Genomic DNA, 15,428 nt, shown 5'->3' with positions numbered 1-15,428 from the left:
AATACAGTAGACGAAATCACGCAGTCAATGCGGCAAAGGTAAAGATGCTGCAGCCGGATTACTGGAGGATATCAGTCAGGCGGCCAGAACAGGAGGAATACAATGCCGATTCGAATTCAATCAGACTTACCTGCGGGGGAAGTACTTGACAGAGAGAATATATTCGTGATGGAAGAGGGCCAGGCAGATCTGCAGAATATCCGTCCGCTTGAGATTCTCATCCTGAATCTGATGCCACTGAAGGAAGATACAGAACTGCAGCTGCTCCGGTCGCTTTCCAATACGCCGCTGCAGCTGAATATCACGTTTCTCACTGTCACAACACACCATGCGAAGAATACGAAAGCGGGTCATCTGAACCAGTTTTACCAGGAGTTTTCGGATATCAAGGAATCGTTTTTCGACGGTATGATCATTACCGGAGCTCCGGTTGAGCTGATGAAGTTCGAGGAGGTTGATTACTGGGATGAGCTTTGTGAGATTTTAGACTGGACGACGGACCATGTTACGAGCACCCTCCATCTGTGCTGGGGCGCTCAGGCGGCTTTATATCATCACTATGGGTTGTCGAAGAGAAACCTTGGCTATAAGCTGTTTGGTGTATATCGGCACAGGGTAAAGAACAAGAAGATTCCTCTGGTACGAGGCTTTGACGATTTCTTCTTTGCTCCGCATTCTCGATGGACTGAGGTCTCAAGAGATGAGATCATGAAATGCAATGATCTGGTTATTCTCTCTGAGTCGGACGAGGCCGGCGTATTTCTTGTCATGTCGAGAAATGGGCGGCGTATTTTTGTGATGGGACATCCGGAGTATGACAGGCTTACACTGGACCAGGAATATCAGAGGGATAAAAAGAAAGGCATTCCGATCAGGATGCCTGTGAATTATTACCCGGATGATGACCCGGATAACAAGCCAAAGCTGAGCTGGCGCGCGCATGCGAATACATTGTATACAAACTGGATCAATTACTATTGCTATCAGCTGACGCCGTACAGTCTCGGGACACGCGTATACACATACGAAAATCTGCACTGAGCGGATCAATCATGGGAGAGCGGGACATGGCGGCAAAAGTCGATTTAATCACCGGATTTCTGGGATCCGGAAAGACAACTTTTATCCAGACGTATGCCAGATACCTGATGAGACAGGGGCAGAAGGTTGGGATTATTGAGAATGACTATGGCTCTGTGAATGTTGATATGATGCTTCTTCAGGATCTTGAGAAGGAAGGAGCGGTCACGGAGATGGTCATCGGCGGAGATCTTTCCTGCTACAGGAGAAGATTCCGGACGAAACTGATCACCATGGGGATGCAGAACCTGGATCGCGTCCTGGTCGAGCCCTCAGGTGTCTTCGATGTTGATGAATTTTTTGATGCAATGTACGAGGACACAATCAGCAATCTTTGCGGAATCGGGAGTGTCATTTCAATTGTAGACGTTTCAATGACCTATCCGCTTGATCATGATGCAGCCTATCTTCTGGTTTCAGAGGTGGCAGATGCTGGAATTGTCCTGCTCAGCCATGCAGGGAAAGGGAAGGATGGAATCAGGGACAGGCGGGCGGATGAGACGGTCCGGTATCTCAACCGGGCGATGCAGCAGTTCGGATGCGGCAGGAGGTTTGTGGAACAGTATGACCAGAAGACGTCTGGCTATGGGAAGGATGTACTCCTGAAAGACTGGAACAGTCTGACAGATGCTGATTTTGAGCGCATCCGTGAGGCTTCCTTCAGGGAATTTGATCATGTAAAGCTTCAGACGGAACAGGCATTTCAGACCCTATACTATATGAACCTGGGGAGAGGAAGGGAGAAGCTGATGTCAGCGGCTGCAGAACTGCTGGGACAGGGCAGCGAAGAAAACCGTTATGGAAGAATCCTCCGGATCAAGGGCTTTTTCCGGGAAGGGGAAAAGTGGTATGAGCTGAATGCCACGCGCACCGGTCTGAATATCCGGGAACTGTCGGAGGGGCAGGATGTTCTGATTGTCATCGGTGAGCATCTGGACGCAAAGGCCATTGACGAGAGAATTGGGGCAAGGCATATCTGAGAGGCGGCAGTCTGAGAAAGCGGGACCCCTATGACTGATAAGCGGCTGTCAAGAGCCTGGAGCCGGTTATTTTCGAACCCTTTTTAGAAATGGAGATGCATATACATGAAAATACCGCTGCATTACCAGATGTCGGAGTATGACTGCGGCCCTACGACGATGCTCAATGCAATCAGCTATCTGTTTGAGGTGGAGGAGATTCCGCCGGAGGTTATCCGCAACATCATGCTGTACAGCCTTGACTGCTACAATGACGAAGGACGCCTTGGAGAGATGGGTACGAGCAGAAGTGCGATGATGTTCCTCTGCAGCTGGCTCAATGGGTTTGGAAGGCTGGATCGGATTCCTGTCAGTGGACAGTATCTGAGCGGGAAGATGGTTACCATGTCTCCGGAGGGGCGGATTGTCCATGCGCTCCGCTGCCATGGTGTGGTTGTTCTGAGGGTAATCATCGATGTCTGGCATTATATCCTGGTGACTGGAGTGGAGGAGGACCCCGCTGGAAAGGGCGATCTGGTTTTTCAGGTATTTGATCCCTACTATGATGCAGATTCGAAGGAATTCTCCGGACCTGGCATTGAGTTTGTGGAGGACCATCCAAAGGAATACAACAAGCGGATTGCGCGAAGCTGTTTCTCCGGCAATGGGCTGTATACACTAGGTGAGGACGAGGAAAGGGAGGCTGTTCTTCTGTACAATGGAAAGACCGAACTGACTGAGGAGAAGACCATCGAATACTATATCTGATACGAATACTATATCTGATATGATATCTGAAAGCGAGGTACGGGGGCATGAAGAGCATTCTGATTCGAGATACGACCAGGCAGGAGCGGGAGGAGATTGTAAGGCAGTCTCTGAGCTGGTGCGGGGGTGGCTGCGAGAATTGTTCCTCCTGCTGGCTCGGAGGCGGGAAAGTGGAGGACATTTATCAGCCTTACATTGATGGAGAGAAGGAGATCTCGGAGATCAACCAGGAATACCAGGCAAGCTACCAGCATGGTACTGTCTGAGAGATATACCCGCAAGAACTGCGGCAGTGTCTGCCAGAACTGAGACTGAGACGGACTTGATCAATACTTGACATTCCTCCTATTGCGGATATAATCGACTCAATGGAAGTAATTGTACCTGTATTCTGAACAAGTATGAGAGGGTACAGATATCTTCCATGTCAGGCGAAGTAGGAATAAGCGCGTGAAGTTTTCAGTGGATGGGGAGTTGCCCTGAACCGAAGATCCCGCCCTGCGGCAGGGGTCGCGGTGCTTATTCTGCACCCGTTGCCGCATATAGAAGATCAGGGAAGCCTCTATGTGTGGACGGAACTCATGGAGGTTTTTTTATGCGAAAAAGGGAGAACCATACGATCTGGTGCACCTACACCTTTGTTTCAATCGGGATGCTGGCTGCTGTGCAGCTTCTCCTTTCCCGGTTCCTGTCCATCCCAGTGGGCGGATTCGGGAGAATCTCACTCAGCCCAATCGCCACGATGATGGCAGGACTCTGGCTTGGGCCGCTGGCCGGCGGCCTGACCGGCCTGATTGCGGATATTCTGGGCTGTCTGATCCAGGGCTACACAGTCAATCCCATCATTACACTGAGCGCGGTCATGTGGGGCGTTATTCCAGCTCTTTTCAATCCGGAAGGCGGGAAAAAGGGGAAAAAGATCCTGATGCTCAGCGTGTCCGTCGTTCTGACGGCTGTTGTGTGTTCTCTTGGACTTACAACAGTAGGACTTGTCCTGATCAATGGATATAATCTGTATTCAATTCTGCTGACGCGGCTGACACAATTTATTGTGACCGTTCCGGTATACTGTCTGTTAATCAATCTTCTGTATTTCAGCCCCGTCACGTCCATGGTCCGGCAGGCACTCCGTACAAGACTGCGCCGCAGTCCGCAGAAGCAGTAACTGCCGGCAGGTCCCGGCGTAAGAATTCCTGATCGCTTTCAAGAGCAGAGGATCAGCAGAAGCAGGGAAGGGGAAGCAGATGGACTGGAAACCACTTGTTAAAGAAATCAGCGTTCTTGATCGCACAGTCATCCCTCATTCCCGGCTTGAAGAAGATGGCATGGTGTTTTCAGCAGAAGCGCCCGAGGGAGAACTGCTGGAACTGATCCTGTACGACAGGGACAGCGGCGAGGAAAAAGCAGTCGTTCCCTTTCCCGACAGACCCTTCATCGGCAATATTCGCGTTCTGAAGGTTTCCGGCATTCCGGCCGAAAAGGTATCATACAATTTCAAGTGCGGGAAAGAGATCCTGCAGGATCCCTGGGCACAGCGCATCTACGGCGCGGAGGTATACGGGGAGAAACGCAGTGACAGGATCCGCTGTGGATTTCTGACAGATTCATTTGAATGGGGGGAGGACATCCCGCGGGAGGGCATCCCGTTCAGAGATTCCGTCTTTTATGAAATGAATGTCCGGGGGTTTACGAAGGGCAGAAGAAGCGGTGTCCGCCGGAAGGGAACATTTGAGGGCATCATTGAAAAGATTCCATATCTGAAGTCACTGGGGATTACTGGCATTGTCCTGATGCCATGCTATGAGTTTGATGAGACGGAAGCCTTCCGCAGGGTCCAGGTCGGGGCACCGGAGGGTTCTCAGGATGAGCTGAGAGCAGTTGTCCCGAAACCGATCCGGCAGCCTCTGAAGCCGGAAAGTGTGAATCTCTGGGGATTTGGGCCCGGATTCCTGCTGACACCGAAGGCGGCGTATTCGGCTTCGGGGGATCCGTACCGGTCTTTCTGTGAGCTGGTCCGCGCGCTTCATCATGCCGGGCTGGAAGTCCTTATGGAGATGGATTTTTCCGGCAGCGTGACAGCAGAGATGATGCTGTCAGCACTGGTCTGGTGGAGAAGCGTTTATCATGTGGACGGGTTCTTCCTGTTTGGTGATCAGAAGTGTCTTGATGCAGTGTGCAGAAATCCTGCCCTGACAGGCTGCAAACTCATCTCGGAGTATTTTTCTGCACCGGACATGTACCCGGACGGAAGAAAGACGCCCTTCCGGAATCTGGCAGAGTGCAACAGAGGGTTCCAGAATGACGCGCGCAGATTCCTGAAGGGAGATGAAGGTTCCCTTCAGCCATTTCTGGAAAGAGTCCGTTATAACCCGAAGGATACAGCAGTGGTGAATGAGATCACGACACATGATGGCTTTACGCTCATGGATCTGGTTTCATACAATGACCAGCACAATGGTGCTGATGAAGGGCAGGGCGTTTCACAGTTTTCCTGGAACTGCGGCGCAGAGGGGCCGACGAGGAGGAAGGAAGTCCTAAGGCTCCGCCTCCGGCAAATCCGCAATGCGCTGGCAATGCTGTTCCTGTCTCAGGGTACGCCTATGATTCTGGCCGGGGATGAGATGGGCAACACACAGAAGGGGAACAGCAATGCCTGGTGCTTTGACTCGGAGTTGTCCTGGGTAGACTGGTCTTCCTCATCCATGGCCCAAGCGATTCTGGAATACGTGCGTACACTGGTCCGGTTTCGAAAAAGTCATGCACTTCTCCATCAGGAACGGGAACTGAGCAGCTGCGCGATGGGAGATTATTTCCCTCAGTATTCATGTCATGGTGAGAATGCCTGGTTTGCGCCTCCGACAGCCCAGGACCGAAGCGTGGGACTGATGTACAGTATGAAGGGTGAAGCCTGCCTGTATGTTGCATATAATTTCCATTGGGAAGAAAAACAGCTGGCACTTCCGGATCTCCCGGGAAAGAGAGGATGGAAGGTTGTCCTGAGCACATCCGATCGAAAAAATATAGTGGGGCGGACCATTTCGGTTCCGGCGCGCAGTGTTGTTGTGCTGGAGGGCTGACGGTAGACAGGTCTGGATAGAAGGAGACGGAAGTGACAAGAGAAGCACACTGGTATCAGGAGGGCTGGAAAAACGGCCCCGGGCAGGAAACTGGTTCGCTCAAGGAGAAGCCGAATGCAGCAGGTTCTGTTCCCGGGAGATATGCCGGCGTTCCCTCGGATGGAAAGATTACGCCGGATAAATTGTTTGGCCATCTGAAGACGGTTACCATGCACCGGATCCTGGTGGCACAGGGCTGTTTTCAGGTCGGACTCTACTGGCAGGGGCTAACACATGATCTGTCAAAGTTCAGTCCGGTTGAATTCTGGAACAGTGTCCGGTATTACCAGTATGGAAAGCAGAGTCCGAACAATGGAGAGCGGGTGGCAAAGGGATTCTCAGAGTCCTGGATTCATCACAAGGGCCACAATATGCATCATTACGAGCATTGGACGGATTACAATGTCGAGGCAGCGAAGAGAGGCGAGTTTCCGATCCGGCCGGTACAGATGCCGAGGCGGTATGTGGCGGAGATGCTGATGGACCGCATTGCGGCATCCAAGACCTATATGAAGGAGCACTATACGCAGCATGAACCGCTGAAATACTATATTCGCGGAAAAGCGGGCGATCTGATGCATCCTCAGACAGCGAGAGAGCTTGAGGGGATGCTTCGGATCCTCGATGTGAGAGGAGAGGCGGCCTGCTTCCGCTATGTGAAAAACTACTATTTGAAGGGGTATCCGGTCGTCAGAAGGGTCACGTTGTCTCCTGAGGCCGCTCCGATCCGGAGAAGCTCGCCTACATAATGGCGGGCCAGCTCCGTCAGCTCCGTCCGCGATTTCTGAAGGTACCCGATGGTCATTCGGTTTTCTCCTGTCAGCGGGACAGCCACATAATCGCTTCCGTTGAGGTCCTCCGTAATGATGCCGGAGCAAAGTGTGTAGGCATTCAGCCCGACCATGAGGTTTAGCAGCGTTGCCCGGTCGTCGGCCTTGATGATCTTGGGGTATTCGCAGGTGCTGAGCACTTCCTCTGCAAAATAGAAGGAATTATAATCGCCCTGCTCGAAGGACAGCACCGGATAAGGCTGCAGCTGTTCGATTGAGATTTCTTTCTGGCAGGCGAGCGGATGATTTTTCCACAGGTAGACGGAGACATCACAGTCAAAGAGCGGATGAAACTCCAGGTCATACTCATGGAACAGCTTTGTCAGGGCATCCCGGTTGAAGTCATTCAGATACAGTACGCCGATCTCGCTTTTCATATTCCGCACGTGTGTCATGACATCGTGTGTCTTTGTCTCGTGGATGGCAAACTCGTAGTGATCAAGACCGTACACATGGACTGTCTCGATGAAGGCCTTCACAGCGAAAGAATAATGCTGGGCAGAGACGCTGAACTTTGTTTTCCGCTGAGAGCGGTCGAGAAAACGATCCTCAAGGAGGCTGTACTGCTCCATCAGCTGACGGGCATAGCCCAGAAACTCTTCCCCTTCCTGCGTGATGGAAATTCCACGATTGGAGCGGATGAAGAGGGTCAGTCCCAGCTCCCTTTCAAGGTCTTTGATGGTGCTGGAGAGTGATGGCTGGGTGATGAACAGCCGGTGCGCCGCCTCATTCATGCTCCCGCTGTCTGCGATGGTGACGGCGTATCGAAGCTGCTGAAGTGTCATGGCAGATGCCCCTTTCCGTTAACATTTGCTGGATCAGCCCCGAGTGTAGCACAGATTCCGGAGAATTGCTATAAGTCAGGCCTATAGCCGGCTCAAGAAAAATGAAAAGGCTGAACGTGCAGGCAGCGGCATTTCCGGGACGTCCGCCGGATGTTTTTATGATACAATCGAAAGGCTGACTGCAAATGAATCGAGGCATGCGCGGTATAAGCGGCCTGCCTGCGTTTGCAGCCAAGTTTTGAATGGGAAGAGGGGACTGTATGAGTGAGATCGAAGTAAGGCACTTGTCAAAAACCTTCACACAGAAGGATTTAAAGGTCGATGCCTTGAGTGATATCAACCTGACCGTAGAGAAGGGAGATATCTATGGAATCATCGGAATGTCAGGGGCAGGAAAAAGCACACTTGTGCGCTGCCTGAACTTTCTGGAGAAGCCAACGGAGGGACAGGTGTTCGTCGAGGGCCGGGAACTCGGGGCCATGGACGAGAAACAGCTGCGGAAGCAGCGGATGAAGATTGCGATGATCTTCCAGAATTTCAACCTGCTTGGGCAGAAGAATTCCATTGAGAACATTTGTTTTCCACTGACGATCCAGGGCAAGCCGAAAAAGGAAGCCAGGAAAAGGGCGCAGGAGCTGCTCGAGATTGTCGGTCTGGCAGAGAAGGCGAAGAGTTATCCGAGTCAGCTGTCAGGAGGTCAGAAGCAGAGGGTGGCCATCGCCAGAGCGCTGGCTTGTGACCCCAGCATTCTGCTCTGCGACGAGGCAACCTCTGCGCTTGACCCTCAGACAACGGAGTCTATTCTGAGCCTTCTGAAAGAGATCAACGAAAAGCTTGGCATTACAATTGTGATCATCACCCATCAGATGGCTGTGATTCAGAAGATCTGTAACCGTGTCGCCATCATTGAAAATGGGCATCTGGTTGAAAACGGGCTTGTCACGGATATTTTCGCACATCCGAAGTCCCGTGCCGCAAGGGAGCTGATTCTCAGAGATGCCCGGGGAGAGGTCTCCTCTGCCGCGGCGCAGGTTGATGAGATCACGGAAGGACAGAAGATCCGGATTGTATTCAGCGAGAATTCGGCATTTGAGCCGGTCATCGCCAACATGATTCTGCAGTTCGGCCACCCGGTCAATATCCTGCTGGCAAACACCAGGAATGTCGGCGGAGTTGCGAAGGGAGAGATGGTCCTGCAGCTGCCGGATGACCGGGATCTTCGTTTCAAGATGGAAAATTATTTGAAAGACAGAGGACTTGAACTCGAGGAGGTGGATGACTGATGAATCAGATGAATGCCCAGCTCTGGAACCTGCTTGCAACAGATACCGGGGCGACAATTTATATGACCCTGGTATCCACCCTGTTTGGATATCTGATCGGACTGCCGCTTGGAATTATCCTGACGGTTACAGACAAGGACGGCGTTTCTCCGCACCCGGTGATCTACAGGATCATCGACGTGGTCACGAATATCATGAGAAGTATTCCGTTCATCATCCTGCTGATGATTCTGATTCCGTTTACAAGATGGCTGATCGGAAAGAGCTATGGACCAACTGCGACGATTATTCCGCTTGTCATCTCAGCGGCTCCGTACATTTCCAGGATGGTTGAATCCTCTCTTGACGAGGTCGACAAGGGAGTTGTGGAGGCGGCACGTTCAATGGGGGCCAGCAACTGGACCATTATCTTCCGTGTCCTGCTGCCGGAAGCCAAGACTTCGCTGATTGTCGGAGCAACGATCACGCTTGGAACGGTGCTCGGATATACGGCAATGGCCGGTACGATCGGCGGTGGCGGACTCGGTGCAGACGCAAAGATGTACGGATACCAGAGAGGCAACATGGTCTTCCTGGGGTGGACAATTGTTATTCTCGTTGTGCTGTTCCAGATCTTCCAGATGATCGGTATGAAGGTGGCACAGAAGACCGATCACCGCAAGTAAAATTTCGATGGCTATAGAGAATCCCTATACCTGATAATAACTATCAGGTATTAACACTTTCGGAAATGCTGTGGTATGATCACTTCATCACCGAAACAAAACGAAGAATTCCTGTAGGATATGTAGGTATTTCGCTGAGACATATTTCCGTACAGGGAATTCATCACAGGAAAGAAAAGAGGAGAGATTATGAAAAAATCCGTTATCGCAGCTGTTCTGGCAGGCGCCCTTGCGCTGGGAGCACTTCCGTTTGCAGCATTTGCAGGAGAGACAGAGACTTCTACAGAGACTGCATCCGGAGATCTCGAGAAGATTACCGTTGCAGCGTCTTCCACGCCGCACGCAGAGATCCTGGAGTTTGCAAAGCCGCTGCTGAAGGCGAAGGGGTACGATCTTGAGTACACCGTATTCGACGATTATATCCAGCCGAACAATGTGGTGGAGAGCGGAGAGTTCGATGCGAACTACTTCCAGCACATCAATTATCTGAATGCCTTCAATAAAGAGCATGGAACCCATCTGGTTGATGCAGGGGACATTCACTATGAGCCGTTCGGCATCTATCCGGGAACAAAGTCCAGCCTTGACGATGTGGCGGACGGAGACGTAGTTGCAGTCCCGAATGATACGACGAACGAGGCAAGAGCTCTGCTCCTTCTGGAGGCGAATGGCCTGATCAAGCTGAAGGACGGTGTCACCATCAATGCGACAAAGCTTGACATTGCGGAAAATCCGCACAACCTTGACATTGAGGAGTTCGATGCGGAGTCCGTTTCCGAGCACACAGGTGATGCAGCGTTTGTCGTCCTGAACGGCAACTACGCGCTTCAGGCCGGCCTGAATGCAGGCAGTGATGCGCTTGCAGTCGAGACAGCTGATTCCGCAGCCATCCAGCAGTATGTCAACATCATCGCAGTGAAGGAAGGAAATCAGAACGAACCGAAGATCAAGGCGCTTGTCGATGTCCTGAAGGGTGACGAGGTGAAGAAGTACATCGAGGATACCTACAAGGGAGCGGTTGTACCGTTTGAGGGAACTGTTGAGGCTTCGACGGAGGCGGAGACAGAAGCGGCTACAGAGGCAGAGTAATCATCGGAAAGCGGAGTCTTCCAATAAACACAGTCAGAAAGGAGCTGCAGGCGAAAGCCTGCAGCTCCTTTTCATGAAGGGGAACGCACACCAGCGATATGAACTCTGAAGTCAGCAATCAGAGATGAAAAGTCCTGTTGACAGGACATGATCCAGCATCGCCGAAGCATGCTCGTGAACGGTTGAGGAGGGAAGTCCGCTCTTCAGATCCTCACGGATCATGCTGGCCAGCCCGCCTGCCAGAAAGCTTGCAGTCTCGTTCAATGTCAAAGGACTTGCGATCTGACCGGAATGCTCTTTCATCAGTTCCGTTACCTTCTGCATAACAATTGAGTTGAAGCGGGAATAGAGAAACTGATCTTCCCTTCCGGAGTCGATGAACAGGTGGGAAGCGAATTCATGATATTCACTGGCCAGATAGAAAATCGTCTCCAGAAGCGCATGACAATCTGTTTTGACAGAGCTGACAGAAGAATCTGTTCTGAACTGGGAGAAATAGTGCATACCCTCGTTCACAATGTCCTGAAAACAGTCATTCAGCAGGGTGTCTTTTCCGTCATACCACAGGTAGAAGGTAACACGTGACAGCTTCGCCTCTCTGCAGATCTCCGCGACGGAGATCTTTGAAAACGCTTCTTTTGAAAGCAGGCTTCGGAAGGCCTGTTTGATTCTGATACGGGCTGGTTCCATATCCCTTTCGCACCCCTCAATCTGACATAATCTGATGCCCCTATTATACAACGTTACAAGCGTATCACAATGGTTCATTCACACCTGTAAAGCAAAAATGAGCATATCCTTCGGAATCGGACACTCAAAATGCAGCTTCTGTCCGGTGATCGGATGGTGGAATTCCAGAATTCTCGAGTGAAGCGCCTGCCTGCCGATCAGACCGTCTGTTGTACCATACATTCCGTCACCGGCAACCGGATGGCCGATCGCTGCCATATGAACGCGGATCTGATGTGTTCTGCCTGTTTCCAGGCGGATTCGGAGCGCGGTGGTATCAGTCTCTGCATCATATAGGACGGCCTTGAAATGAGTCACCGCGCGTTTGCCGTCTGGGAGACTGACCCTTCGCATGATCGTCGAGCCTGGAACCCGTGCGATCGGAAGATCGATTACACCTGGAAACTCCGGCCAGACGACAGCGGCATGATGATCATTGTCTGCGGGACATGGAGAGGTTGCACAGATGCTGTCGGACAGACGGCCGTGCACGATGGAGAAGTATTCTCTGTGGATCTCCCTGCGCTTCATCGCATCGTAGAGGATGGCAGCGCTCGCCATATTCTTCGCAATCAGCACCAGCCCGCTGGTGTTTTTATCAAGCCGGTTGATACAGCGGTAGACAAATGACAACCCCTGCTCCTCATAGTAGGCAGTGACACCGTTCCCGAGGGTCCACTCACGGTGGCCGAGAGAGGGCTGTACGGGAAGATAGGGCGGTTTGTTGACGACAAGGATATCCTCGTCTTCATAGACGATGTCCAGCTTCATATGGTTTGGGATAATGTGAAGTCCGGATTCTGAAACATCATCATCCGAGAAAAGAGCGCGCAGTTCGTCCCCTGCTCTCAGGGGATGGTTTGTGAACACATCCATGCCGTTGACAAACAGAGTATGGGGGTGGTGCCGGAGATAAGTCATCAGGTGCCGGGAGTAACCGAGGCTCCTGAGATACTCCGAGGCCGTTGCAGGACGCCCAAGTGTGAATGGCTGACTGGTGATATGGTAGATGATTTCTCGTCTCATCGGACATCCTTTCTGAAACGGCCTGAAGCTCAGCAGAGCCGGGCATACAGCCCGATTCACCGCAGAGAACAGCGTGGAAGCACGGGCAAAGGTGCGGGGCAGGAAGAAAGCCGGACAGAACTGTCCGGCTTTCCGAGAATGATAAGGAGCTGACCGAGGCTCAGCTTGACTTGACCTTTTCCCAGTATTTGTTGTAGAGTGCATCTCCGTCTTCACCCAGGTAGGTGTAGACCTCGGAATTCTTCAGCATATCAGCCGTCGGGAAGGCGACGGTGGAATTCCGGATATCCTCGTCCTGGATCAGGTCTCTTGCCGCTTTGTTCGGGGTCGAGTAGGTGATGTACTCAAAGTTCTTCTCAGCAACATCCCCCCTGCAGAGGTAGTTGAGAAACTTTTCGGCATTTTCTACGTTCTTGGCATTCTTCGGAATCACCCAGGAATCGATCCAGACGTTGGTGCCCTCCTTCGGAATGACATATTCAAGATCCGGATTCTCACGTTTTGTATAAATGGCCTCGCCGGAGTAGATGACACCGAGAGCCGCCTCGCCGCCGATCATCTTGTCCCGAACCTGGTCAATAACATAGGCCTGTACGAGCGGCTTCTGTTTGATCAGCAGGTCTGCAGCCTTGGAAACTTCATCCTCCTTCGTCGTGTTCATGTCATATCCGAGAATCTCCTCCGCGACCATGAACGCATCGCGGACTGAGTCCTGCATCAGAATATTGTCCTTGTACTTTTCGTCCCAGAGAATATTCCAGGAATCAACCTTTTCCTTGACCATGGATGTGTTGTAGAGGATGCCGACGGTACCCCAGCAGTAGGGGATGGAGTACTTGTTGCCAGGATCAAACCCCTGGGACTGCTTCATATAGGTCTCATCAATGTTCTTGACATTCGGGACATGGTCAAAGTTGATCGGCTGCAGCAGATCGTTCTCGATCATCTTGGAGATCATGTAATCGGAGGGGCAGATCAGGTCATAGGTGGCGGCACCGGCAGCTACCTTCGGGTACATGATTTCATTCGTCTCAAACTCGTCATAGACAACCTTGATACCGGTTTCCTTCTCAAAATCCTTCGGGACTTCCGGATCCATGTATTCACCCCAGTTATAGACATAGACAACACCGGACCCGGTCTGACTGGCGGCATCTGCACCCGAGGCACTTTCTGTGCCAGAGATGGAAGGCTCCGTCCCGGAACCGTCTTCCGAGGAAGCCGTATTTCCAGAAGGGGCAGAGGAAGCAGCGGTCTCAGCGGCCGGAGCGGTTTTCTGCGTGATTTCTGTGTCATCCACCTTCTGAAGGCAGCCGGTTGTCAGGCCGCAGGCAAGTGCGCCGATCAGGATGGGGGCAAGCACCTTGTTTCTTGTCTTCATGGCAAAAATCTCCTTCAAATCGTCAGTATGCTGGTTTTCGGTTCTTATTTCGTGCTCCCTTTCCTTTTTCAACAACGATCAGTAAAAGAAGGACACCCAGAAAAAGAAGGGTGGAGAGCGCATACATTTCCGGCTTGATTCCTTTTCGAACCTCCGTGTAGATCTTCGTCGAGAGGGTGTCAAAGCCGGGACCTTTCACAAAATGAGTGATCACGAAGTCGTCGAGCGACAGCGTAAAGGCGAGGAGGAACCCGGAAAGAATTCCGGGCAGGATGTCCGGAAAGACAACCTTCCGGAATGCCTGAGACGGACTTGCCCCGAGATCCAGAGCAGCCTCATAGGTGCTTGGATTGATCGCTGAAACTCTCGGCAGAATCGACATGACCGTGTATGGAATGTTGAACGTGATATGACCGACCAGGACGGTTCCGAAACCAAAGACAATGGTGTAGCCGTAATGAGAGAGAAACTGCCCGAAGGCGATGAAGATCAGCATCAGTGAGATGCCGGTCACGATGTCGGCGTTCAGCATCGGAATATTGAGGACGCTGAGCATAACGGTCCGGTTCCGTCTCTTCATCCTGTTCAGTGACAGGGAAGCCATCAGTCCGAGGAGCGTAGCAATGGTTGCGGAAAGCAGCGCAAGGATCAGTGTATTGCGAAGCGCCCCCATGATCTCAGCATCCTGGAACATCTGAAGATACCATCTGAAGGTAAATCCGCCCCATTTGGCCCGTGTTCTGGAATTGTTGAAGCTGAAGGCAATCAGGACAGCGATCGGCGCATACAGCAGGATGAAGACAAATATCACATAGATACGGGAAATGATTTTCTTCATAGGATCGTTTTTGCTGCCTCCTCGTCGGTATCGAAATGCTGCATAATGGCCATTGAAACCAGGATAAAGGCCATCAGGACAAGAGAAAGCCCGGAGCCTGCATTCCAGTTTCCAACCTGGGTAAACTGCTGGTCGATGATATTTCCGATCAGAAGAACCTTTGAACCGCCCAGGAAATCACTGATGACGAACGTTGTCAGAGCAGGAACGAATACCATGGTGATGCCGGATACGATGCCGGGCATCGTCAGCGGAACAATGACACGGAAGAAAGTCTGTCTGCTGTTTGCACCCAGGTCATAGGCGGCATTGACAACATTCCAGTCCAGCTTCGTCAGAGAATTGTAGATCGGAAGAAGCATGAACGGAAGGTAGTCGTAAATCATGCCAAGCGCGATGGCTGCCGGGGTGTTGATCAGGTGCTGAGGCGGCAGATGCAGGAAGGCGAGCAGCTGATTGATGACGCCGTTCCGTTCCAGGAGTGTCTGCCAGGCAAAGATGCGCAGCAGGGAATTCATCCACATCGGAATGATGAAGATTGTCGTGATGATCGCCGAGGCACCGTTCTTCATTCGTGACAGGATCATCGCCAGTGGATAGGCCATGACCAGGCAGATTGCCGTAGCGAGTGCCGAGAGCAGGAGGGAGAGCAGGAGCGCCTTCAGCGTCACCGGATCAGTGATCCGGCTGAGATTATCCAGCGTGAACCTGTGGTTTTCATCCGTGAATCCGTAATAGACAATCAGAATCAGGGGGATGACAATAAATGCAACTGTCCATATCAGATACGGACCAGTCAGAAGCACATTGTTTTTTTTCTTCATATCGTTCACCTGCAGCAAACAAGAAGACTACTTTGTAAAAGATTCTGCCGAAAGC

14 protein-coding genes, 1 pseudogene and 1 riboswitch are annotated in these 15,428 nt (G+C 51.8%); of the genes and pseudogenes, 10 read left to right on the top strand and 5 right to left on the bottom strand.

Annotated features, from left to right (window positions below; genetic code table 11):
* The first annotated feature begins 102 nt into the window (after window positions 1–102).
* The 7 genes from metA (at window position 103) to ACTQ1N_RS06710 (ending at window position 6,672) form a co-directional block, all read left to right on the top strand.
* Window positions 103–1,041, top strand: a complete 939-nt coding sequence (gene metA, locus ACTQ1N_RS06740) for a homoserine O-acetyltransferase MetA (protein WP_441955843.1) — start codon at window positions 103–105, stop codon at window positions 1,039–1,041.
* Between the two features lie 26 nt (window positions 1,042–1,067).
* Window positions 1,068–2,060, top strand: a complete 993-nt coding sequence (locus tag ACTQ1N_RS06735; protein WP_441955841.1) for a GTP-binding protein — start codon at window positions 1,068–1,070, stop codon at window positions 2,058–2,060.
* Window positions 2,061–2,165: 105 nt separating this feature from the next.
* Window positions 2,166–2,807 carry a peptidase C39 gene (locus ACTQ1N_RS06730; protein ID WP_441955839.1) on the top strand — a complete coding sequence of 214 codons (642 nt, stop codon included), beginning with the start codon at window positions 2,166–2,168 and terminating at the stop codon, window positions 2,805–2,807.
* A 47-nt stretch (window positions 2,808–2,854) separates the two neighbouring features.
* Window positions 2,855–3,073: a hypothetical protein gene (locus tag ACTQ1N_RS06725; RefSeq protein WP_441955837.1), complete on the top strand. Its 219-nt coding sequence runs from the start codon at window positions 2,855–2,857 to the stop codon at window positions 3,071–3,073.
* Between the two features lie 164 nt (window positions 3,074–3,237).
* Window positions 3,238–3,345, top strand: a riboswitch (THF riboswitch).
* Window positions 3,346–3,402: 57 nt separating this feature from the next.
* Entirely contained in the window at window positions 3,403–3,972 is a 570-nt protein-coding gene (locus ACTQ1N_RS06720) for a folate family ECF transporter S component (protein ID WP_441955835.1), read from the top strand.
* Between the two features lie 79 nt (window positions 3,973–4,051).
* On the top strand, window positions 4,052–5,884 hold the full coding sequence (locus tag ACTQ1N_RS06715) for an alpha-amylase family glycosyl hydrolase (RefSeq protein ID WP_441955833.1): 1,833 nt from the start codon (window positions 4,052–4,054) through the stop codon (window positions 5,882–5,884).
* Window positions 5,885–5,916: 32 nt separating this feature from the next.
* On the top strand, window positions 5,917–6,672 hold the full coding sequence (locus ACTQ1N_RS06710) for a DUF5662 family protein (RefSeq protein ID WP_441955831.1): 756 nt from the start codon (window positions 5,917–5,919) through the stop codon (window positions 6,670–6,672).
* Here ACTQ1N_RS06710 and ACTQ1N_RS06705 read toward each other — a convergent pair.
* Window positions 6,591–7,538: a LysR family transcriptional regulator gene (locus tag ACTQ1N_RS06705; protein ID WP_441955829.1), complete on the bottom strand. Its 948-nt coding sequence runs from the start codon at window positions 7,536–7,538 to the stop codon at window positions 6,591–6,593. The two genes, ACTQ1N_RS06710 and ACTQ1N_RS06705, sit on opposite strands and share 82 nt — an antisense overlap.
* A gap of 260 nt (window positions 7,539–7,798) precedes the next feature.
* On the opposite strand from ACTQ1N_RS06705, the gene ACTQ1N_RS06700 reads away from it, so the two are divergent.
* The 3 genes from ACTQ1N_RS06700 to ACTQ1N_RS06690 all read left to right on the top strand — a co-directional run bounded on the left by ACTQ1N_RS06700 (window position 7,799) and on the right by ACTQ1N_RS06690 (window position 10,575).
* The gene (locus ACTQ1N_RS06700; RefSeq protein ID WP_441955827.1) at window positions 7,799–8,821 is read left to right on the top strand and encodes a methionine ABC transporter ATP-binding protein; all 1,023 of its coding nucleotides are present in this window, start codon (window positions 7,799–7,801) and stop codon (window positions 8,819–8,821) included.
* Between the two features lie 8 nt (window positions 8,822–8,829).
* Window positions 8,830–9,486: a methionine ABC transporter permease gene (locus ACTQ1N_RS06695; protein WP_441955875.1), complete on the top strand. Its 657-nt coding sequence runs from the start codon at window positions 8,830–8,832 to the stop codon at window positions 9,484–9,486.
* A 189-nt stretch (window positions 9,487–9,675) separates the two neighbouring features.
* The gene (locus ACTQ1N_RS06690; RefSeq protein ID WP_441955825.1) at window positions 9,676–10,575 is read left to right on the top strand and encodes a MetQ/NlpA family ABC transporter substrate-binding protein; all 900 of its coding nucleotides are present in this window, start codon (window positions 9,676–9,678) and stop codon (window positions 10,573–10,575) included.
* Window positions 10,576–10,686: 111 nt separating this feature from the next.
* Here the strand turns inward: ACTQ1N_RS06690 and ACTQ1N_RS06685 are convergent, their stop codons facing one another.
* The 4 genes and pseudogenes from ACTQ1N_RS06685 to ACTQ1N_RS06670 form a co-directional block, all read right to left on the bottom strand.
* Window positions 10,687–11,265: a TetR/AcrR family transcriptional regulator gene (locus tag ACTQ1N_RS06685; RefSeq protein ID WP_441955823.1), complete on the bottom strand. Its 579-nt coding sequence runs from the start codon at window positions 11,263–11,265 to the stop codon at window positions 10,687–10,689.
* A 78-nt stretch (window positions 11,266–11,343) separates the two neighbouring features.
* Window positions 11,344–12,330 carry an RluA family pseudouridine synthase gene (locus ACTQ1N_RS06680; protein WP_441955821.1) on the bottom strand — a complete coding sequence of 329 codons (987 nt, stop codon included), beginning with the start codon at window positions 12,328–12,330 and terminating at the stop codon, window positions 11,344–11,346.
* 160 nt (window positions 12,331–12,490) lie between these two features.
* Window positions 12,491–14,549, bottom strand: a pseudogene (locus tag ACTQ1N_RS06675) (extracellular solute-binding protein).
* Complete coding sequence (locus tag ACTQ1N_RS06670; protein WP_441955819.1) at window positions 14,546–15,373, bottom strand: ABC transporter permease; 828 nt, start codon at window positions 15,371–15,373, stop codon at window positions 14,546–14,548. The pseudogene ACTQ1N_RS06675 and the gene ACTQ1N_RS06670 overlap by 4 nt, the downstream one beginning before the upstream one ends.
* Window positions 15,374–15,428: the final 55 nt, after the last annotated feature.

This window comes from Porcincola sp. LCP21S3_C12 (assembly GCF_052118625.1).
In the GTDB taxonomy this organism is placed as follows: Bacteria; Bacillota; Clostridia; order Lachnospirales; family Lachnospiraceae; genus Porcincola.
This window is presented reverse-complemented; position numbering and strand designations above follow the sequence as displayed.

Coding starts and splice junctions, on each gene's coding strand:
- metA (WP_441955843.1), top strand. CDS start 103: ATGCCGATTCGAATTCAATCAGACTTACCTGCGGGGGAAGTACTTGAC.
- ACTQ1N_RS06735 (WP_441955841.1), top strand. CDS start 1,068: ATGGCGGCAAAAGTCGATTTAATCACCGGATTTCTGGGATCCGGAAAG.
- ACTQ1N_RS06730 (WP_441955839.1), top strand. CDS start 2,166: ATGAAAATACCGCTGCATTACCAGATGTCGGAGTATGACTGCGGCCCT.
- ACTQ1N_RS06725 (WP_441955837.1), top strand. CDS start 2,855: ATGAAGAGCATTCTGATTCGAGATACGACCAGGCAGGAGCGGGAGGAG.
- ACTQ1N_RS06720 (WP_441955835.1), top strand. CDS start 3,403: ATGCGAAAAAGGGAGAACCATACGATCTGGTGCACCTACACCTTTGTT.
- ACTQ1N_RS06715 (WP_441955833.1), top strand. CDS start 4,052: ATGGACTGGAAACCACTTGTTAAAGAAATCAGCGTTCTTGATCGCACA.
- ACTQ1N_RS06705 (WP_441955829.1), bottom strand. CDS start 7,538: ATGACACTTCAGCAGCTTCGATACGCCGTCACCATCGCAGACAGCGGG.
- ACTQ1N_RS06700 (WP_441955827.1), top strand. CDS start 7,799: ATGAGTGAGATCGAAGTAAGGCACTTGTCAAAAACCTTCACACAGAAG.
- ACTQ1N_RS06695 (WP_441955875.1), top strand. CDS start 8,830: ATGAATGCCCAGCTCTGGAACCTGCTTGCAACAGATACCGGGGCGACA.
- ACTQ1N_RS06690 (WP_441955825.1), top strand. CDS start 9,676: ATGAAAAAATCCGTTATCGCAGCTGTTCTGGCAGGCGCCCTTGCGCTG.
- ACTQ1N_RS06685 (WP_441955823.1), bottom strand. CDS start 11,265: ATGGAACCAGCCCGTATCAGAATCAAACAGGCCTTCCGAAGCCTGCTT.
- ACTQ1N_RS06680 (WP_441955821.1), bottom strand. CDS start 12,330: ATGAGACGAGAAATCATCTACCATATCACCAGTCAGCCATTCACACTT.
- ACTQ1N_RS06670 (WP_441955819.1), bottom strand. CDS start 15,373: ATGAAGAAAAAAAACAATGTGCTTCTGACTGGTCCGTATCTGATATGG.